At 56.7% G+C, this 18659-nt stretch carries 17 protein-coding genes; 5 read left to right on the top strand and 12 right to left on the bottom strand.

What is annotated here, in order from left to right; all coding sequences use genetic code 11:
* Nucleotides 1–20 precede the first annotated feature (20 nt).
* Entirely contained in the window at nt 21–515 is a 495-nt protein-coding gene (locus SynPROS71_RS07065) for an allophycocyanin subunit alpha-B (protein ID WP_186585729.1), read from the top strand.
* 523 nt (nt 516–1038) lie between these two features.
* Here SynPROS71_RS07065 and SynPROS71_RS07060 read toward each other — a convergent pair.
* Both SynPROS71_RS07060 and SynPROS71_RS07055 read right to left on the bottom strand, forming a co-directional pair.
* Nucleotides 1039–2058: a molecular chaperone DnaJ gene (locus tag SynPROS71_RS07060; protein WP_186594136.1), complete on the bottom strand. Its 1020-nt coding sequence runs from the start codon at nt 2056–2058 to the stop codon at nt 1039–1041.
* Between the two features lie 35 nt (nt 2059–2093).
* Nucleotides 2094–3632 (bottom strand): DUF3370 domain-containing protein, encoded by a 1539-nt coding sequence (locus SynPROS71_RS07055; protein WP_186597764.1) that lies wholly within the window; start codon nt 3630–3632, stop codon nt 2094–2096.
* A gap of 254 nt (nt 3633–3886) precedes the next feature.
* Between SynPROS71_RS07055 and SynPROS71_RS07050 the strand changes: the two genes are divergently transcribed.
* Nucleotides 3887–4048: a hypothetical protein gene (locus SynPROS71_RS07050; RefSeq protein WP_186597762.1), complete on the top strand. Its 162-nt coding sequence runs from the start codon at nt 3887–3889 to the stop codon at nt 4046–4048.
* Here SynPROS71_RS07050 and SynPROS71_RS07045 read toward each other — a convergent pair.
* From SynPROS71_RS07045 to SynPROS71_RS07035, 3 genes are read right to left on the bottom strand one after another with little or no spacing between them, the layout of a single operon-like run.
* The gene (locus tag SynPROS71_RS07045; protein ID WP_186597760.1) at nt 4030–4626 is read right to left on the bottom strand and encodes a sigma-70 family RNA polymerase sigma factor; all 597 of its coding nucleotides are present in this window, start codon (nt 4624–4626) and stop codon (nt 4030–4032) included. The two genes, SynPROS71_RS07050 and SynPROS71_RS07045, sit on opposite strands and share 19 nt — an antisense overlap.
* Nucleotides 4627–4681: 55 nt before the next feature.
* Entirely contained in the window at nt 4682–5578 is an 897-nt protein-coding gene (locus tag SynPROS71_RS07040; RefSeq protein ID WP_186597935.1) for a DUF4922 domain-containing protein, read from the bottom strand.
* Nucleotides 5568–6509: a SpoIID/LytB domain-containing protein gene (locus SynPROS71_RS07035; protein WP_186597758.1), complete on the bottom strand. Its 942-nt coding sequence runs from the start codon at nt 6507–6509 to the stop codon at nt 5568–5570. Before SynPROS71_RS07035 ends, SynPROS71_RS07040 begins: the two co-directional genes overlap by 11 nt.
* Before the next feature lie 24 nt (nt 6510–6533).
* Here SynPROS71_RS07035 and SynPROS71_RS07030 point away from each other — a divergent pair, with 24 nt between their 5' ends.
* Nucleotides 6534–7262: an SDR family NAD(P)-dependent oxidoreductase gene (locus SynPROS71_RS07030; protein ID WP_186597756.1), complete on the top strand. Its 729-nt coding sequence runs from the start codon at nt 6534–6536 to the stop codon at nt 7260–7262.
* Here the strand turns inward: SynPROS71_RS07030 and SynPROS71_RS07025 are convergent.
* Nucleotides 7244–7651 (bottom strand): DUF2237 family protein, encoded by a 408-nt coding sequence (locus SynPROS71_RS07025; protein ID WP_186597754.1) that lies wholly within the window; start codon nt 7649–7651, stop codon nt 7244–7246. The two genes, SynPROS71_RS07030 and SynPROS71_RS07025, sit on opposite strands and share 19 nt — an antisense overlap.
* Nucleotides 7652–7762: 111 nt before the next feature.
* On the opposite strand from SynPROS71_RS07025, the gene SynPROS71_RS07020 reads away from it, so the two are divergent.
* Entirely contained in the window at nt 7763–7993 is a 231-nt protein-coding gene (locus SynPROS71_RS07020; protein ID WP_186597752.1) for a hypothetical protein, read from the top strand.
* 27 nt (nt 7994–8020) lie between these two features.
* On the opposite strand, the gene SynPROS71_RS07015 is transcribed toward SynPROS71_RS07020, so the two are convergent.
* From SynPROS71_RS07015 to SynPROS71_RS07005, 3 genes are all read right to left on the bottom strand, one after another.
* Nucleotides 8021–8293 (bottom strand): DUF4090 family protein, encoded by a 273-nt coding sequence (locus SynPROS71_RS07015; RefSeq protein WP_186597934.1) that lies wholly within the window; start codon nt 8291–8293, stop codon nt 8021–8023.
* 45 nt (nt 8294–8338) lie between these two features.
* Complete coding sequence (metH, locus tag SynPROS71_RS07010; protein WP_186597751.1) at nt 8339–11956, bottom strand: methionine synthase; 3618 nt, start codon at nt 11954–11956, stop codon at nt 8339–8341.
* Between the two features lie 83 nt (nt 11957–12039).
* Nucleotides 12040–12957 (bottom strand): branched-chain amino acid transaminase, encoded by a 918-nt coding sequence (locus tag SynPROS71_RS07005; RefSeq protein ID WP_186597749.1) that lies wholly within the window; start codon nt 12955–12957, stop codon nt 12040–12042.
* 72 nt (nt 12958–13029) lie between these two features.
* Between SynPROS71_RS07005 and cobN the strand changes: the two genes are divergently transcribed.
* Nucleotides 13030–16806, top strand: coding sequence for a cobaltochelatase subunit CobN (cobN, locus tag SynPROS71_RS07000; RefSeq protein ID WP_186597747.1), 3777 nt, complete (start codon nt 13030–13032; stop codon nt 16804–16806).
* 8 nt (nt 16807–16814) lie between these two features.
* Here the strand turns inward: cobN and SynPROS71_RS06995 are convergent, their stop codons facing one another.
* Genes SynPROS71_RS06995 through hemJ form a run of 3 tightly spaced genes read right to left on the bottom strand, consistent with a single transcriptional unit; the run spans nt 16815 to nt 18651 of the window.
* The gene (locus SynPROS71_RS06995) at nt 16815–17390 is read right to left on the bottom strand and encodes a hypothetical protein (RefSeq protein ID WP_186597745.1); all 576 of its coding nucleotides are present in this window, start codon (nt 17388–17390) and stop codon (nt 16815–16817) included.
* Nucleotides 17391–17417: 27 nt separating this feature from the next.
* A complete protein-coding gene (locus tag SynPROS71_RS06990; protein WP_186597744.1) occupies nt 17418–18074 on the bottom strand; it encodes a PHP domain-containing protein in 657 nt (218 codons plus the stop codon).
* Nucleotides 18064–18651 (bottom strand): protoporphyrinogen oxidase HemJ, encoded by a 588-nt coding sequence (gene hemJ, locus SynPROS71_RS06985; RefSeq protein ID WP_186597742.1) that lies wholly within the window; start codon nt 18649–18651, stop codon nt 18064–18066. The genes SynPROS71_RS06990 and hemJ overlap by 11 nt, the downstream gene beginning before the upstream one ends.
* Nucleotides 18652–18659: the final 8 nt, after the last annotated feature.

The raw sequence follows: 18659 nt of genomic DNA, 5'->3' as shown, positions 1-18659 counted from the left end.
TCCCCAGCATGCCAGCCGTCATGAGCGTTGTAAGGGATCTGATCCTCAAAGCCGATGACGATCTGCGCTATCCAAGCAGCGGCGAGCTGAACTCGATTGTGGAGTTTCTCAGCCAAGGATCCGTTCGTCTCTCAGTGGTACGGATCCTGTCTGACAACGAGAAGAAGATTGTTGACGAATCGGCTCGGCAATTATTCAGTCTTCGCCCTGAGTATGTCGCTCCCGGCGGTAACGCCTACGGTCAGAAACAGCGTGCCCAATGCCTAAGGGATTACAGCTGGTATCTGCGGCTTGTGACCTATGGCGTTCTTGCCGGTAGCACCGAGATGATTGAACAGATCGGTCTGGTCGGCGCACGCGAGATGTACAACAGCCTTGGCGTTCCTATGCCTGGAATGGTGGATGCCATGCGAGCTATGCGTGAAGCTTCTTTAGTTCTTCTCTCCGATGATCAACAGAGACTTGCGGGACCCTATTTTGATTTTCTGATTCAGGGAATGCAGACCAGCACCTGATTGTTCTGTTCCATGCATTGACGCAAGGCCCTCAGATGAGGGCTTTTTTTATGTCACAGCAAGCCGAGGGCTACAGAATCGTTCGCGTCAACTCATCTCAACCAAGACAAGAAGCGAGACTCATTCAGCCTCTTAGCCGAGACTTGTGAGACCACGTTTTTTCCGCCCATTGAGCAGCCGAAACAGACTTCGCTCAAGCCTGCGTCACTGTGTCTACAGCAGGTACGCCATTCATCGAGCCCAGTTATTTAGTGCAATTTGAGCGAACGAAAGCTGCTTGGACGCAAGGTGGACGGAAATGGACCGCCAAACGAGCCTCGATTAGTGGTTGTGCGGGCAAAACGGCAAGACACCACCCCGAAGCAAGAGGACACATGGTTGATTCAATTAAAACTGCAAGAAAATCAATTGATCACAGAAACGTCTCATTGGTTTTAATTGGGACGCTTATCAAGACTCTTTGAGTGTCTCATAAGGGAATCGCGAGACACAGAAATGGGGGGTGTTCACGCACCCCTATCACTCAGCCTGATTCTTTCTGGCGATACAGCTCCTTCAGCATCTGATAAGCCTCATTCAAGCGACGCATTGCTTCAGTCGAACCACCTGAGTCGGGATGGACCTCCACGGCCTTGCGTTTATAAGCATCACGAATCGTGCGCAAGGTCAACGATTGCCCTGCTTGGGTTGGCAGCTCAAGTTGCCGCAATGCTCCATGCAGCGTCATCGTGGATTCAAGGGTTTCGAAGGACGTGACTTTTCGGCTGCGTTTGAATCGGTTCACAAACCGACGAATCAACGTTGGAATCCGATCATTGACCGTTGCTGTGGCAAACGGGTCTTCCAACACCGCTGCTGCGACGATCACCTGCTCAAATCGTGGGGACTGCACAGGCCAGTTGCCACAGATCTGATCCATTGCATTTTTCACCTGAGACCAGGTGAACGTCCGCCCCTCGCTTCCATCAATCTGCGGCCAGATATCCCTGGCCATCCAGAGCATGACCGCTTCCATCACTGTCTCGCCAGGAGATGAGCCGTAAAGGTTCATCCAGTGTTGCAGCGCTGTATCAGACCATGCCTGCAGTTGGCTTTCGCTGATTGTTGGCACCACTGGTGCGTCGACGGGCCGATCCGTGACTTCCAAGCTGGTTCGAATTGCGGCTGTGCGATTTCTGACAAAGCCTGGAAGATCGATTCCACCCCCGTTGGATCCCGGAGCTCGTCGAGGCGGGGGTGGAGCCGAGTTGATGGGCTCATCAAGCTCCACTGTGGATCTTTGAAGCCGGGACCCAACCAGCACAATGGCCCTGTCCTCGTCGTAGACAGGATCAGTGCCATCCGAGCTGCTGACATTGTTTGCAGTGAAGTCAGCATCGTCCGGAGACTCAGCGGACGAAAACTCTGTTTCGGCTTCGAAGATCTCTTCAAGCAGACGTTCCAGGCAAGCCCCCCTTGAACGGGCATGCCATTCCCTGCGCAGCTGATCGAGCCGGTCAACGAGATGTTCAGGTAATTCGAGGCTGATCCGTTTGCCTGGCATATCTACGAAACGTTCGGGCCTTTAGGCCTGGAAGGCTATCGACCCTGGAGGCGTCGTAGCCATTCTTGTTGGGCTTTGATCGCCTCGCGATAACGCTGCTCCAGGGTGCTGTTCACCCGTTGGGGCATGATCATCGCCGGAGGCATCGGATTAAGTCCACCACGGGGTGCCACGATGACCGGCGGGGGCGGCGGCGGCATAAAGGTGTTGGGCTTCGGAGCGTTTTGCTTTGTGGCCGGCTTTGGTGCTGGATTTGTGGTGGTGGTTGTTGGTTTCGGTTTGGCAGTGACTGCAGGAGGGGGAGTCGCTGGACGAACTTTGCGAGCTTTGGCTGCGGCTTGGGCCTTACGTGCTGCCTCCAGCATTTCTTCCCGTTGCCTGAGCATGGCGAGCTGGGTATCAGGAACCACGCTCAGCAGGTGTCCGGGGGTGGCATCCGCTGGATACACAACACTCACCGTGACCTTATTCGGTGAATTTCCTTTGAGATTGAGCTTGGCAATGGAAAGACTCTGCCCAGAGCGCATACCAACGTGAACCTCCTGATATCCCTCGTCTGTCTTGATACCAATCGAACCTCGAAAGGCAGTGAATGCTGGGCGACCAGAGGCCACTGGATGACTCAGCACTAGGTCATGGGGACCCTCACCAGACAAATTCATTTCAACATCAAAACGAACGCCGTAGGTACCAACATTATTGACAGCCGAATCGACCATCTTGGTGGTTAATTGGTTGACTTGAATGTCACGGGTTCCAAAGTGATGCTTACGTGTACTCGTGAACGGCACATGCAAAGGACCTTGATCAAGATCGTGCCTGATTGAAGCTTTGTATTCATCGCCTAAAGCGACGCCAGCAACACGAGAAAAGATTGTTCCCGCTTGAATCTCTCTCACGCGATTGAGATAGATCCGGCCTGGGGCGAGGCGACCTTTGTTGAGTACGGCAATTAATTCATTGTCGTCTTTTGTTTCTTCAGCAGCGATCACTGCCATCTGAAATGGTCCATCACTGTTTCCACGGAGCAGCCCATTCATGATTCCGCGTGCGGGAAGAACGCTGCTCACGATCACTTTTTTACTGTTTGGTGGAATGACCACTGTTTCAGGAAGACGGCGATCGAGCTCTCTTCGCAGAATTTGCACGGCAGTCGCATCGCCTGGCCCAGTGTTCCAGGGCCTGCGACCAAGGGGCTTCACACCCATCAGGCGATTGGCTTGATAGGGCGCTTCAAAACTGTTTTTAACCGAACCCTGCTCAAATCGCAGTGTGACCGGTGTTGATCCTGGGTTAATAGCTATTGCGGCCACAGTCAAAAGCCCCCTGGCCCTTCGTCCTCCCAATTTGCTGGAATCTTGCGGATAGTATTTATGGTGCATGTGAACACCGAACTCACCATTGAAGGTGTAAGTAGCATTCTTTAAAGCTTGATTTGTTTCCACCGCAATGGCTTGTCCAGGTGCTGTGTTAACTAAAATACCCGGCCCTTTAACAATCTCTGGCTGATTGGAATGCAGGACCGGCACATTATTAAACGTGCCATTCAAGGGCCTGGCGCGTTGACCTGCCATCAAAGGCACATACGCATGGGCCGGACGAATCTCTGCAGCCGCGCCAATCCCAACCGAGACGCCAATTAGGACCAGTTGTGGGATTCGGTGAGACACGCGAGACTGGATCCTCGGAGGGCGCCTGCGATGGCGCAAGTTCCAAACTTAATCGGCAGATCAAAAACCGCCAAGTCGCCTACGACCCCGCGCCTGGAAATTTCTGTCGGCAGGATGGTGTCAACTGAACGCACCTCATGTTTCCCCCCTTCGATTGCATGCCCTGTGCCGATGCCGAGTGGCAGCACAAGCAGAAATCACGGAAGTTGCGCATGCTCCGCTTCTGGCGCGATGGACTTGAGCGTCAGCTGGCGGCCGTTTCTGCTGCCATCACAACCCTTGAACAGCAAATCGAACGTGATCAGTCCGCCCAGAGCTGAGGTTGGAGTTTCAAACGGAGCTGCTCTAAGCCTCGCTTCACGCGTCGTTGCATGGTCATGGCACTAACACCGGCCATTTTCCCTGCAGCTCTGAGGCTACGGCCATCAAGGACAACGTCCTGGATGGCTGATCGTTCAGGGACACCCAATTCATTCAGGCTGTCTTGAATCAGTTTTGAGCGCTCCAGCTGCTCGATCCCTTGGGTGGTCTCGTGCCCAGGGTCCGCAAGGCTTTCATCGCAGCAGTACACCCTTCGAAGCACGGCTCCGTGCCACTGCTTCCCAGGATCTGCTTTGCCTTTGCTTTCCTGCAACCGTCTTGGACAGCGCACGACCGATGCGTTGTCTCTCAGGTAATGAAGGATGGCGCCACGGATATGTGGTCTAGCGAATGACTTGAACGCTGTACAGCGGTCTGCGTTGAAGTTTTCCGCTGCTCGAAGCAGGCCCATCAGACCCACTTGTCTCAGGTCGTCGGCGTCGATTCCGCAGCGTCGGGCGTAGTGCCTCGCGATCGGAAGAACGAGCTCCCAATGGTCGTTCACCCTCTGGTTGCGCTGGATTGTTTGCTTCTTCATGGATTGGTTTCGTGATCCCCTGTCTCGGCAGGGACTCATCCCATCCAGTCGTCATTCAGGACTCGCTGTCATCCGTGGCATCACTGATGCGGCTCACAACTTCCTGAAGCAGCCGTTCAGCTCCATGGTGCTCCAGCCAGCCAAGATCTGAATTCTCAGTGGCGAGCAGATAGCCGGCGAAACCAAGGGCGTTCAGGCTGAACCCTGAAGCTCGCTCCTTCCTGCGCCGGATCAGGGCCATCCAATCTGGAGAGAGCAGAAGGTTGTAGGCAGCCAGAGGAGGTTGCTCCGCATCGGCATCGCCAAGGGCCAACGTCATCGCGAGGGTGCGGTACAGAGCGTGCAGAGCGCGGGACTCCTGCTCTGGGTCGGAGAGCTTGGGACGCTGGGCGACGGCGCAACTGCCGATCAGCGGATCGTGACTCTCTGCCACCCCTCCTGTGTTGCTGACCTCGAGCAGGCGGCGAAACCAGTTTTCGCGCGGGCATGTCCTTTCACCGCTCTGGCGTCGCAGCAGCTGCAAATGGCGGTGAGGTTGGCTAGCTCCAGCTTTCGGCCCACTGTTGAAAAACCACAACCCACTGGTGTCGCGGTCAACGTGCACGAGGGCGTTCCAGTCTGTGTGGGTGAGCCAATGAGCCTGCGACGCCCACTGCCTTGTGATCAGGAGCATGTGGCCTGTCTGAACTGGGTATTTATTGAGAATCAGCACATGGTCGACCCCGATCGAATCGATTTCGAGTTCTGGATCCCAGGGACTGAATGGATTCGGCTTAGGTCCCTCCGGTTGATGGTGTCTGGGCAGCCGGGCATTGAGTTGACGCAGCTCGAAATGTTCGCCGCCAGGTCCTGGGCATGGCAACCGAGAGGTTGTCAGAGGGATCAGAGCTCCTTGCTCGAGCGCTTGGCTGGATCGGCTTAGCGCTGCTGTCCAGAAGTGTTCATTCACGATCGGTTTTGATTCTTGCCAGAGAGGCTCCGACGTAGTACCTGCCAAGGATTTCGTTGAAACGCAAACCCTCCTCAGCCAGTTTCTGAGCTCCATGCTGGCTCATGCTGGCGCCCAGATGACCGTGGGCTTCTGTTGAGATTTCCCGGGTTGCTGCATACAGGGATTCCACCAGGCCTCCCTGAAAACTGAGCACGATTCCATTCGTAGCGGAGGCAGCTTTGCGGGTCGACGCGGTGTTGCTCATCAGGCCGGCGTAAGCCTGCCATCGCGTTGTATCGCCAAGATTCCAGTCAGCCGATGCTGGACGGATCACATGCACGAGTGCATAGGAACGTGCTGCTACAGCTTGCGCTTTCAGTGCTTCCCCGTTCCAGTGCGAAGGCATCTCAGCTCCCACAACGGAGGCCACGTAGCGCTCGAGGTTGATCTGATTAATGGCAGTCCAGCCGTTGCCTCTGTTTAAAAGATGGATGATTCCTTCGTAAGCCCTGTCATTCACCAACACACGTCCGCGTTCGCCACCACAACTGATCAGTCCCTGCCGCTGAACGGCCAGAAGATCCATCAGCGTCTCTTTTGAGATCACCTTCCCAGAAGCACGACGGCAACGGGCTCCGTGTTGAAGCGAGATGCTGCGGGGTGGTGACTGACTCAGCAGGGCAACCTTCAGCTGAGGGTCAGCTGACCGACCTGCTTCAGGAATCACCGGAACGGTGACAGCGCTGGGAGTTGGAGGCTCATCCATGCTCCCCTTGGCGGGAACGGTTGATGCCCCTCTCTCATCGGAACCCTCAAGCAAGGTTTGCAAGAGGGTTTCTGAGGCTGTTGGGTCCGGCTGTGAAGAGCGACCTCCAGACCCCCACCAAAGACCCAGCGCAAGAACACTGGTGAAGGTGGTCAACAACAGTGACAGTGAGGGAGTGAATTGCATATCCGCGACAGCGGCGGCTGAATCATGCCTGAATCAAGCCCGGAACGGTGGTTGGGCCGTGCCCTGATTGTGGGTGGCGGTGGCATCGGTGAAGTGCTGGCGTCCCGGCTGGCCGATCGCTGCCCGCAGCTCACGGTCACGCTCTGTCGCCGAAACCCGAAAGACGCATCCGACTGGCCTCTCGATCTGGAGAATTTCGAGAGCCTCTCCAGGCTCACCCAAACACTCTCCAATGACCACCACCCCCTGCGACTGGTCTTCAACGCCACTGGTCGCCTGCACGGCCCCTCTCTGCAGCCCGAGAAACGTCTTCAGCATGTCCAGTCAGACCAACTGATCGAATCCTTCAAAATCAACGCGGCCGGCCCCCTGCTCCTGGCCAAGGCGGTTGAGCCGGCGCTACGTCGCAATGAACCCTTTCATTTCGCAAGTCTTAGCGCCAGGGTCGGAAGCATCGGAGACAACCGCAGTGGCGGCTGGTATGCCTATCGCGCTGCCAAGGCGGCCCAGAACATGATGCTTCGCACGCTCAGCGTGGAGTGGGCGCGGCGCTTTCCCGAAGCCACAGTGACGATGCTTCATCCGGGTACGACCGATACTCCTTTGTCGCAACCCTTTCAGAGCTTCGTGCCACCGGACAAGCTGTTTAGCCCAGAGCGAGCAGCCGGTCACCTACTCGATGTCTTGCTTCAGCAGACGCCCGAGCAAACAGGTGCGTTTCTGGCCTGGGATGGTCAGTGCATCCCTTGGTGAGCGTGTTCACGCAGGATCTCAAGGGGAATCACTGCCAGAGAGCCCTGTTCGGTCGCCTCAAGGCGAACCGGGGGTGCCATCCCGTCCTCCATGGCCTGTTTCCAGCGTGGTGCGCAGACGCACCAGTGATCCCCAGGTTGAAGGCCGGGAAACCCATAAGCAGGCATCGGAGTGCTCAGATCATTTCCCAGGGCCTTGCTGTAACTGAGAAAGCGTTCCGTCATCACACAACACACAGTGTGCTGTCCGTGATCTGAAGAATCGCTCCTGCAATGACCATCGCGGAACCATCCCGTTAGAGGTTCACAGCTGCAGAGCTCAAGCGCAGAGCCAAGAACGTTGAGATCCGTTCTCGGAACATTGATTTGAGCGTTGCTCAGGCTGGTCATTCTGGCCTCTAAAGCCCAGCGATTCTGACGAAGGAGTGCCACATTGCGCGACCAGGTGGTTGACGGATCCCGGGGGCGAGGCGTTAAAGGTCATTCAGTTATGCCTCCTCGATGGATTGGGAGTTCACTGAAGACGCGGCGTTCCTCGCCCTCTGCGATGCCTTCCGCGAAAGCGGCGAGTCCTCTGCCATGGAGTTTTTGGCCAATGGTGAGGGTGCCTTCCATTTTCAAGACCTTGCCCAGAACGCGGCAGGTGAAGGGATTGATCTGAGTGAGTCGAGTGCGCTCGATGAATTTCAGCAGGAAGTGATCGACACCATGGAGAAGCTCTGCCAAGACTGAGCGGCAGAGCCTCGATGACGGTTCGGGTCAGCCGAAGAAGAAGGCAATCTCCTTGGCCTTCAGACCCTCCCAGCCCGCTTGAAGCAAACGCTTGTTGAGTGTGTCTTGGTCAAAGTGCTTGGCACCTGTGCGAACGACGCGATTGCGCATCGACTTCTTGACACCGCTGCGCTTGCGTTGGCCTTCGAGGGTCATCACCTCCCGATAGAGGGAAAGCATGGCATCGGGCAGAGGTGATCCATCGAGATCAACCCCTGCATCAATGGCTTTGTCGATGGCGTCAGGCCCGCTGAGATCCATGGACTGAAGGGATAAGGCCGCTGCAGTCTGCAACAACCCGCAGACTCAGGCGCTGAAATACCTGGCAGCGCTGTGGAGGGCCACGAGAGCCGTTGTGCTCTGCTCGGGATGCAGTTGATCGCTTTCGTCCATGCTCAGCCCAATTCGGTCAGCACCGAGCCAGAGCAGCTGCTGGCGAGAATCAGCCACATTGGGGCAGGCGGGATAACCGAAGGAATAACGGCTGCCGCGGTAGCGCTGTGCCAACACATCCTTGAGAGGCATGTCTTCGGGATCCGCGAACCCACATTCCCGACGGATCCGGGCGTGCGTCCACTCAGCCAGTGCCTCAGCCATCTGAACGGCCAGACCGTGGAAGAACAGATAATCGCTGTAGGAATCTGCTTCAAAGAGCTTCTGAGCAAATTCAGACGCTTTTTCGCCCATGGTGACGGCCTGCATCGGCAACACATCAGTGGGGTGCCCACTGGAGAGATCGCGATAGAAATCTGCGATGCAATAGCGATTGCCACTGCGCTGACGAGGAAGAGCAAAGCGCCCAAGCTCACAGTTTGAATCGGGATCAAACACTGCAACGGCATTGCCGTCACGACCACAGGGGAAATAGCCATAAGCCACAGCTGGTTGCAACAGGTCCTCGTTCAGTGATCGCTCAAGCCAGGTCTGAAGGACTGGCTCCGCTTTTGCTTTCAGATCTGCCTCGTAGTCTTCCCTCGACTGATCTTTGCCCTTCCGCATTTGCCATTGGCCGGCAAACAGCGCTTGCCGATCGAGATAAGCAATGACGTCCTTCAAAGGAATCTGTTCAGCTCCCTGCAGCACCTTTGAGCCAAGAAAATCCGGACGCAAAGAGGGCTCCTCAGGAACGACCTCCGAGCGTTCGTCGGTGACAACAAGGGCGGCTGCTTCATCACTGATTGAGGCAGGGGCCGCATCGTTTGATTTCTCCTCGGAGGATTGTTCGAAGTCGCCGCCGAGGCTGATCCCCTCGGGAGTGCCGTTGAGGAATCCCTTGATGTTGTCCCAGTGCCCCTGCTTGCGCGCGTCAACAAAGGCATCCATGAAACGCAGGTCGGTGAAGGCATCACGCCCATAAATCACTTTTCCGTTGTAAACATCGCTGCAGTCCTTATTCACAAACCGCGGCGTGAGAGCAGCACCCCCTAAAACCACGGGAACGTCAATTCCAGCATCATTAAAGGCCTGCAGATTGTCTTTCATGAAAGCAGTTGATTTCACGAGGAGACCACTCATTGCGATGCAGTCAGCACCATGCTTTTGCTGAGCTGAAATAATCGCTCCCACATCTTGCTTGATCCCTAAGTTGATGACTTCATAGCCATTGTTTGTGAGAATGATGTCAACAAGATTTTTGCCGATGTCGTGAACATCTCCTTTGACTGTCGCAATTAAGAATTTCGCTTTGGCGCTGCGCTTGCCTTCACTTTTCTCCATGTGAGGCTCGAGGAAAGCAACAGCAGCTTTCATCGTTTCAGCAGACTGCAGTACAAATGGAAGCTGCATCTGGCCTGAACCAAAAAGCTCTCCAACCACCTTCATGCCATCAAGCAAGAATGTGTTCACAATGTCGAGAGGTGGGTAGGTCTGGAGCCCTTCGTTGAGTGCATCCTCAAGACCAATGCGCTCTCCATCGATGATGTGCTGCTTGAGCCTTTCTTCGACAGGCAGATCAGCAAGTGAAGGACCTGAAGCCCTTGCATCCTTTGCACTCACGCCTTCGAACAACGTCGTGAGCTTGGTCAGCGGGTCATAAATGCAGGCGTCTCCCTCAAAGCGACGCGCATCATTGATCAAATCGCGGCAAACCTGCTGGTGATCAGCATCAATTTTGACCAAAGGAAGAATCTTGGCCGGTGAAACGATGGCAGCGTCCATGCCAGCCTCACAGCAGTCATGAAGAAACACCGAATTGAGAGTGATCCGGGCAGCTGGTGACAGGCCGAAACTCACATTGGAGACACCGAGAACGACATGAACGCCGGGGAGTTCACTGCGAATACGGCGGATTGCAGTAATTGTTTCCGCACCGTTACGACGATCCTCCTCGATTCCAGTTGAAATAGGAAGTGCAAGTGGGTCGTAAAAAATCTCTCTCGCGGGGATTCCGAATTCAACGGCATCGCGATAAGCACGCTTGGCAATGGCAACTTTCTTGTCAGCAGTTCGGGCCATTCCTTCTTCATCAATCGTGCCAATGACCACACCAGCTCCGTACCGCCTAGCCAGCTCGAGAACCTTAAAGAAGCGTTCATCGCCATCTTCGTAATTCGTTGAGTTGAGAATGCATTTTCCACCGGCCACCTTCAAGCCAGCTTCCATCTTCTGCCACTCGGTTGAATCGAGCATGAGCGGCAGATTCACATTAGTGACGACTCGCGTCACCAACTCATGCATGTCTTTCTCTCCGTCCCGTCCCACGTAGTCCACATTCACATCCAGAACGTGGGCGTTCTCTTTCACCTGACCACGCGCCACTGCTACAAGACCATCCCAGTCCTCCTCGTTGAGGAGTTCGCGGACCTTCTTGGAGCCACTTGCATTCAGGCGTTCACCGATGATCAGAAAGGAGTTGTCCTGGAAATAGGGAGTTGCGCCGTAGATCGATGACGCCGCAGGTTCATAACTCAGTTGCTGACGTTCAAGATGACGGGTACGCACATCCCGCACAGCGGGTTTGAGCTCTTCAGAGATTTCTGACAGTGCCTTGATATGAGCCGGCGTTGTGCCGCAGCAACCACCGATCACTTGCACCCCTAGGTCTTCCACGAAATGCATCAACTGCATCTTCAGCTCCAGGGGTGTGAGCCGGTAATGGGCAACACCACCGACGTTTTCAGGCAGTCCTGCATTGGGGATGCAACTGACCACGAAGGGTGAGAATTCGGAGAGGTATTTGATGTGTTCTTTCATCTGCTCCGGGCCCGTGGCGCAGTTCAAACCCAGAACATCAATGGGGAAGGGCTCAAGAATCGACACCACAGCCGCAATGTCGGAACCAACCAACATGGTGCCGGTGGTCTCCATGGTCACCGACACCATCAGGGGGCGGCGTTGGCCGCTGGCCTGGAAAGCCGCTTCGACCCCCTGCAGGGCCGCTTTGATCTGCAGAACGTCCTGACAGGTCTCAATGATGAACAGATCCACATCGCCGGCGAGCAATCCTGCGGCTTGTTCCTTGAACGAGTCACGCAGCGTGTCGAAGTCGATATGCCCCAGGGTCGGCAGTTTTGTTGTCGGTCCCATCGAACCGGCCACGAACCTCGGCTTGCTCTCGCTGCTGTATTGATCGGCCATCTCACGCGCCAGCTCCGCGGCACGTCGATTCAGCTCAAAGGCTTGATTCTCCAGTCCGTATTCCGCGAGAACAACCGAGGCGGCTCCGAACGTGTCCGTCTCGATCACGTCGCATCCTGCGTCGAGGAACAGACGGTGCACGGCCTGCACCGCATCCGGACGGGTCACAACGAGATTCTCATTGCAGCCTTCGAGGGCTTCTCCGCCGAAGTCATCGGCTGTGAGGTCCATCTGCTGGAGCGATGTCCCGGTCGCTCCGTCAAACACCAGAACAGGCTTGGAAGGATCGTGAAGACGCTCAAGAAATCGGGAGGTTGCAGTGCCGGGTTTGCTCTGAACTGCCTGCATCTCACCAAAACCGTTGACACCATCCTAAGAAAAGCACCGTGCTTCCTCGTTCAACGGGTCTTCCAGCACTTCCAGGCAAACGCTCAGTGATCGAGCTCGATGCGTGTCACCCAGTGACGGAACTCCTCGTCCCGCCCCTCGGTGATGGCGATCAGGCGCTGACGCAAGGCATCCATCACAGGACGTTGATGGGAGAGAACCGTCGATTCCAACTGCCGGATCGGCGTGATTTTGGCAGCCGTTCCGGTCAGGAACACTTCATCAGCAATGAACAGTTCTGTCTTGTCGACCGGTCGCTCGATCACGTTCAGTCCCATCGACTTCGCTAATTCGATCACGCTGGCGCGGGTGATTCCCTCAAGGATGTCCTGATCCACTCCAGGCGTGATCAGGTCGCCGTCTCTGACGATGAACAGATTCATTCCACTGGCCTCACTCACCTTGCCACGGGTGTTCATCAGCAGTGCCTCGTCGAAACCGCTGCTCACGGCCTCCGTCTTGGCGAGTGAGCTAGTGATGTAAGCACCACTGATCTTCCCTCGCAGCGGCAGGGACCGGTCTTCCTGCCGTGTCCAGCTGCTGATCCTGCAGCTCACACCCTCGGGTGACAGATAGTCGCCGAGTTCCAGCCCATAGATCAGGAAATCGGTCTCGATGTTGTGAAGCCTGGGAGCAATCCCGAGATCACTGGTGTATACGAATGGTCGGAGATAAATCGGTGTTGCTGGGCGATTGGCTCTCAGCATTGTCACCAGTGCATCCATCACCGTGGACTCACTGAGTTCCGAAAGCAGGAGACGGGCGCTTTGAGAAAGACGTCGTGCATGCCGTTCTGCTCGAAACAGCAGCATTCCTCCGGGCTTTGAAGGATCTGGGATCGCACGCATCCCGCCGAAGGCACCAGTCCCGTAATGCAGAGCATGGGTCGCGACCGAAACCTTGGCTTCCTCAAACGGGACGCAGCGTCCCTGGAACCAGGCGTAGGGAAGGAACTGATGCATCGATGACGGTCCGATGATCAGATCTTCTCACTTGCACGCTCCGCTTCGCCCATCACTGGAGACAATGGGCTCATGCATCGTTTAACCAGTCTCCCCGGAGGCGATACCGACGATCCGGTTGCATTTGTGGAGCAACCGAGCGCTGAAGTGCTTTTTCTCAGCAGCGCCAGTACGGATCTGTCGGCTCTGGCAAGAATTTTGGAAGATTCTCCCTCGAAGGAGTGGGATGACCGAATCCGAGCACTTCCCCTCGATGCCCTGAATCATCCGGCACAGATCGATCACTATCTGTCCAATTGCACATCGCTCACACGACTGATCGTTGTGCGTCTCCTCGGGGGACGGGGGCATTGGTCTTACGGCTTGGAACAGTGCGCTCTCTGGGAATCCGCCAGACCTGAGCGGACTCTTCTCATCCTTGCCGGAACAGCCGATCAGGATCGCGAGCTTCACAGCCTCGGATCCCTGCCTGAAGGCCTCAGCGACGCCATGGCGCTGCTGCTGCGTGAAGGTGGAACAGACAATCTTCAAACCTGGTTATCGGGGCTCCATTGGATTCTCGAGAGCGGTCACGAGCGATCGGAATGCCATCAACCGCCCTCGCTTGCGGCAGTTCCTTCTCCAGATCCTGACCCTTACGACTGGCAGCAGGAGTCGGGACCACGGATCGGCGTTCTCCTTTACAGAGCGCATCGCCAGTCCGGTGATCTGCTCTGGTGCGATGCACTGCTGAGCACGCTTCGCCAGCGCAAACTCTCTCCCCGTGCTCTCTGGGTCAGCAGCCTCCGGGACGCGGCTGTGCAAGAGGCCGTTCAACGGATCTTTAGCCAACAGCAGGTTGCGCTGGTCATCACCACCACATCCTTCGCATCGGTTCAGTTCTCGGAAGCTGGTCTGGGAGCTCCGCTTTGGGACAGTCTCGATTGTCCAGTTCTCCAGCTCCTGAGTTCATCGCGTCCACGCAGCTCTTGGGCGTCGTCGTTCCAGGGTCTTGATCCCATCGACCTCTCTCTGCAGGTTGTTCTTCCTGAACTGGATGGGCGCATCACCACAAGAATTGGGGCTTTTCGTGAAGTGCTCAAGGCGGACGATCGGCTGTGCACAGCCGTGAAGCGTCTCGAAGCCGACAGCGCAGGCATCCACTGGATCGCTGATCATGCCCTCGCGTGGGTCGATCTTCAGACGACCTCTGCAAGTGAGCGACGCTTGACGCTCCTTCTGGCCAACTATCCCGTCCGCAATGGACGCCTAGCGAACGGTGTCGGACTCGATACCCCAGCCAGTTGCCTGAACATCCTTCGCTGGCTGCAAGCAGAAGGTTTCGACCTTGGACCTCAGCCCTTACCCCAGGATTCCGATGCCCTGATGGCGATGATTCTTGCCGGGCGCACCAACGATCCGGAGAGTCATCTCAGATCTCCCCTGACCCATCTCCCTCTCGAGACCTACGCGGGCTGGTGGGCAACGCTTCCGCAATCGGCCCGTGACGCTATTGAATGCCGCTGGGGTCAGCCCCACGATGCCGAAGACCTCGATGCCGAAGGATTCGCCATCCACGGAATTCGATTCGGAAAGATCACCGTGCTGGTGCAGCCGAGTCGTGGATACGACCCCGACCAGCTCAGCGATCTCCATTCACCGGATCTTCCCCCGCCCCATCGCTATCTGGCCCAGTACCTCTGGTTGCGCCGAGAAGAGCGCTGCCAAATGATGATCCATGTGGGCAAGCATGGAAGTGCCGAATGGTTGCCTGGCAAGTCAGTCGGCCTCAGCGCGTCCTGTGGCCCTTCCCTGGCTCTCGGTGCCATCCCCCATCTTTATCCCTTCATCGTCAATGACCCGGGGGAAGGATCCCAGGCCAAACGTCGAGGGCATGCCGTCATCCTCGATCATCTGACCCCGCCGCTTGGCAGGGCTGGCTTGCACGGCTCCCTGCTATCCCTTGAATCGCTGCTGGATGAGTACATCGAAGCGCGTCAGCTCGGCGCATCCCGCTGCCGTGCTCTGGAACAACAACTCAGTTCACTGCTTGTTGAATTGGACTGGCCAGGTCGACCTGACACCCTCAATGCAGCCTCCGAGTCCTCGCACTGGAGCGCCACACTGGAACAGGTCGAAACGTATCTCTGCGAACTGAAGGAAGCCCAGATCCGCACCGGATTGCATCGACTGGGTGAATTGCCGTCATCAGCATCGCTTCTCGAACTGTTGATCGCTATTGCCAGAGCTCCTGTGGCGTGCCGCCCGGGTCTCACCCAATGGGTTGCTCGCGAGTGCAATCTCAGCGTTGACCCATGGTGTGATGAAGACGGAATGCCTCTGGTCTCCACCGATCGAGACCTCCTGCATGCCTTGGGTGCACCGGGCTGCCGTCGGGTCAGTGATGCAGTGGAGTGGCTTGAGGGGCAGGCGCAACGGCTATTGCAACGGCTGCTCGGCCTCGACGCAGAGGATGCAGACGACGCTTTCATCGCGCTGGCTGATCCACTGAATCGCAGTCTTGATGAGCCGTCGCTTCCTGCATCGCTTGAGTTCATCAGGACGGATCTCTGGCCTCGACTGCAGCACTGCGGGGTGCGGGAACGCGATGCCTTGCTGGCGGGGATCTCCGGGCGACGCGTGTCAAGCGGTCCCTCGGGTGCACCCACGCGGGGACGGGATGACGTGCTGCCTACAGGACGCAATTTCTACTCCGTGGATTTGCGCGGACTTCCCACGGAGGCAGCCTGGGATCTTGGGCGGCGAAGTGCTGAACAGCTCGTTGAGCTCTATGAACTTGAGCACGGTGAACCCTTACGCCATCTGGCGTTATCGGTGTGGGGAACAGCGACCATGCGCAATGGTGGGGAAGACATCGCCCAGATGTTGGCCTTGCTCGGCGTCCGCCCTGTCTGGGATGGGCCGACCCGGCGCATGGTGGATCTCGAGCTCATACCCCTCACATTGCTGGGACGGCCGCGCGTGGATGTGACCCTGCGCATGTCCGGTTTGTTTCGGGATGCCTTTCCCCAGCTGCTGGGCTGGGTGAATCGTGCCCTCACCTTGGTGGCTGGCCTCGACGAGCCGGAAGCAGAGAACCCGCTGGCCCATCTCACCCGGTTGGAGGGACAACAGTCCAGGCTGTTTGGTTCAGCACCAGGAGCCTATGGAGCTGGTCTACAGGCCTTGATCGATTCAGGTCAATGGGAGCGACGTACAGACCTTGGCGAGGCTTATCTCGCCTGGAGCTCCTGGCGTTACGACGGCGATGCCGTGGCCCATGCAGACCGACAGGGTCTGGAACAGGCGCTTCGCTCGGTTCAAGTGGTGCTTCACAACCAGGACAACCGTGAACACGACCTGCTCGATTCTGATGATTACTACCAATTTCAGGGTGGCTTAGCCGCCGCCATCCAACAGGTCAGCGGTCAGACACCCCGACTTCTGTTTGCAGATCACTCACGCCGCGAACGTCTGCGGATTCATGGACTCGAACGGGAGATCGACAAGGTTGTCCGCAGTCGTCTGCTGAACCCACGCTGGATTGAAGGGATGCAACGGCATGGGTACAAGGGGGCCTTCGAAATGAGTGCCAGCCTCGACTATCTCTTTGCCTACGACGCCACCACGGATGCCGTCCCCGACTGGTGCTATGCCCGAATCGCGGAACGCTGGCTGCTTGATGACAAGGTTCAGACCTTTTTGCAAAGAGTGAATCCCTGGGCTCTGCGGGACATGGCTGAACGGTTGTTAGAGGCATCCCACCGCAAGCTATGGAGCGATGCAGATGCCTCCCTTCTCAAGGGGATTAGGGCGTTACTGCTGGAGGCTGAACGAGCAGTCGAATGCGGTGGTGGCCCTAACAGTTGACGTGCTGATCACTTGTTGAGGTCACGGACCATCGCACGGAAAGGATCGATTGAGCCAGGCTTGTCGCTGGGAGCGGCACCACCACGAGTGGGGGTGGCTGTTGGGGCTTCCTGCGGCTTGAGTTCTTCCTTGCGTGCCACAGGAGCAGAATCCGGGGCACTTGGAGTATTAACCCCAGAAGCCTTCAGAGCACTGCCTTTGAGCTTTTGGTCCAGCTCCGACTTGGTCATGGTCTCGGCGAACGTCTTTTTCACCGGCTTAGGAATCCCGTCCTTGATCAGGCTTTCCATGGGCTTTTCAGCTTTCGGATCCCCGAGACCATCACTGCGCTTGTCCACCTTGAGATCAAGCGCATCCACTTCCGTGATGAGTTCTTTGCCGCCAGGGTTATCAAGCGTGCCGGGGAAGGTACGGCGGATGGTCTTGGCTTCCCGCATGTAATCCCTATTCCCGAGGGTCGAGGAACTGTCACTGTCGAGGTAGTAGGCCTCGGGCTTGGGTTTTGGCTGCTTGGGCCCAGATCCCTCACGGGAGCGATCGGCTTCGGAGGAACCGGAATTGAGCAGACGGTCGAAGAAACCCATACCCGAAATCAGGAGCGATGACTGAACTTAGCGACCTCTCAGGTCAACTCCGTGGCTGTCGGTTCCACACGTACGCAAAAGGCCAAGGTTCTTCAACTGAGCATCGATCTGTTCACAGACCATGGGAGTCCACTGCCAGTGAGGTTGCATGTCGTAGTCGTACCAGGCTTCGCCACCGTCGATTCCCAGATCTGCAGCGGCATCGATCAGTTCACGAAATCCCAACCTGTAACGGGCAGGGTGAGCAAGAACGGCCAATCCCCCAGCGTCGTGAATGGCCTTGACCACGCTGTCAGCACGTAGTGCTTCACCGACAACAGCATCACCACGGTTGTAGACCGCCAACCGCGGATGTCCCGGTTCGAAACCGAGAGCCAACACATGAACCAGGCAGCCGCGAAGAATGCAGCTGATTTCCATCCCAGTCCAGAGTGTTGGCACTGAATGGCCATGGGCCTGCTGCGCCTGCAGCCAGGTCTGCATGGGCAGATAGGCAGCAGTCGAATGATGGTCTGTGACCGCGAGGTGAAGCAGGCCATTGCTACTGGCCTGTCGGATCAGATCCTCCGGTTGAAGGCTTCCATCACTGCAGATGGTGTGGCAGTGAAAATTGAGCTCACTGGGGCAGCTCTGAGGGCCGACTGTCTCAAGAATCGCCCGAAGGGGGTGCAGATCAGCTGGCATGACTGGACTCCACAGCGATGGATTCCGCTTTTAGCCGACGCCATCGGGCATAAAACTGAATCGAAGCAGCCATGAAGACCACGAGCCCCACGATGAACCAGGTGGCTGCACTCGTCGGGAACTGAGATTTGAACACCACCAGCATCACCACGATCACCAGGAGCAGCGTTGGCAGTTCATTCAAGGCCCGCAACTGCTTGCCACTCCACTGACAACGGCCTGCCTGCAGTTGACCCATCAGCCTGTAGCAGAACCAGTGATAGACAAGCAAAGCTGCCACGAAAGCAAGCTTGGCGTGCATCCATCCCTGTTGCAGCCATGTCGGTTGCGCGACCAGCAGTCCGATGGCCATCGACACAGCCACGATCATCCCAGGGGTCGTGATGATGTTGGCCAGTCGCTTTTCCATGAGCCCGTACTGGTTTTTGAAGGCCAGACTCAGGTCTGGCTCCAGCTCCTCGGCTTCCACGTGATAGATGAAAAGACGGACGAGATAGAAGAGACCTGCAAACCAGACCACCACACCCACGATGTGGAGGGTCTTGAACCAGAGATAGGCCTCGGGAGGAAGCGTCATCGCCAGGG

The organism is Synechococcus sp. PROS-7-1 (genome assembly GCF_014279795.1).
Classification (GTDB): Bacteria; Cyanobacteriota; Cyanobacteriia; order PCC-6307; family Cyanobiaceae; genus Synechococcus_C.
Note: the sequence above shows the minus strand (reverse complement) of the source record. Positions and strands in the feature narration are given on the sequence as shown.

Excerpts from the sequence above, each read along its gene's own strand:
- SynPROS71_RS07065 (WP_186585729.1), top strand. The coding sequence starts at position 21 with ATGAGCGTTGTAAGGGATCTGATCCTCAAAGCCGATGACGATCTGCGC.
- SynPROS71_RS07060 (WP_186594136.1), bottom strand. The coding sequence starts at position 2,058 with ATGCCAGGCAAACGGATCAGCCTCGAATTACCTGAACATCTCGTTGAC.
- SynPROS71_RS07055 (WP_186597764.1), bottom strand. The coding sequence starts at position 3,632 with ATGGCAGGTCAACGCGCCAGGCCCTTGAATGGCACGTTTAATAATGTG.
- SynPROS71_RS07050 (WP_186597762.1), top strand. The coding sequence starts at position 3,887 with ATGCCCTGTGCCGATGCCGAGTGGCAGCACAAGCAGAAATCACGGAAG.
- SynPROS71_RS07045 (WP_186597760.1), bottom strand. The coding sequence starts at position 4,626 with ATGAAGAAGCAAACAATCCAGCGCAACCAGAGGGTGAACGACCATTGG.
- SynPROS71_RS07035 (WP_186597758.1), bottom strand. The coding sequence starts at position 6,509 with ATGCAATTCACTCCCTCACTGTCACTGTTGTTGACCACCTTCACCAGT.
- SynPROS71_RS07030 (WP_186597756.1), top strand. The coding sequence starts at position 6,534 with ATGCCTGAATCAAGCCCGGAACGGTGGTTGGGCCGTGCCCTGATTGTG.
- SynPROS71_RS07025 (WP_186597754.1), bottom strand. The coding sequence starts at position 7,651 with ATGACCAGCCTGAGCAACGCTCAAATCAATGTTCCGAGAACGGATCTC.
- SynPROS71_RS07020 (WP_186597752.1), top strand. The coding sequence starts at position 7,763 with ATGGATTGGGAGTTCACTGAAGACGCGGCGTTCCTCGCCCTCTGCGAT.
- SynPROS71_RS07015 (WP_186597934.1), bottom strand. The coding sequence starts at position 8,293 with ATGGATCTCAGCGGGCCTGACGCCATCGACAAAGCCATTGATGCAGGG.
- metH (WP_186597751.1), bottom strand. The coding sequence starts at position 11,956 with ATGCAGGCAGTTCAGAGCAAACCCGGCACTGCAACCTCCCGATTTCTT.
- SynPROS71_RS07005 (WP_186597749.1), bottom strand. The coding sequence starts at position 12,957 with ATGCATCAGTTCCTTCCCTACGCCTGGTTCCAGGGACGCTGCGTCCCG.
- cobN (WP_186597747.1), top strand. The coding sequence starts at position 13,030 with ATGCATCGTTTAACCAGTCTCCCCGGAGGCGATACCGACGATCCGGTT.
- SynPROS71_RS06995 (WP_186597745.1), bottom strand. The coding sequence starts at position 17,390 with ATGGGTTTCTTCGACCGTCTGCTCAATTCCGGTTCCTCCGAAGCCGAT.
- SynPROS71_RS06990 (WP_186597744.1), bottom strand. The coding sequence starts at position 18,074 with ATGCCAGCTGATCTGCACCCCCTTCGGGCGATTCTTGAGACAGTCGGC.
- hemJ (WP_186597742.1), bottom strand. The coding sequence starts at position 18,651 with ATGACGCTTCCTCCCGAGGCCTATCTCTGGTTCAAGACCCTCCACATC.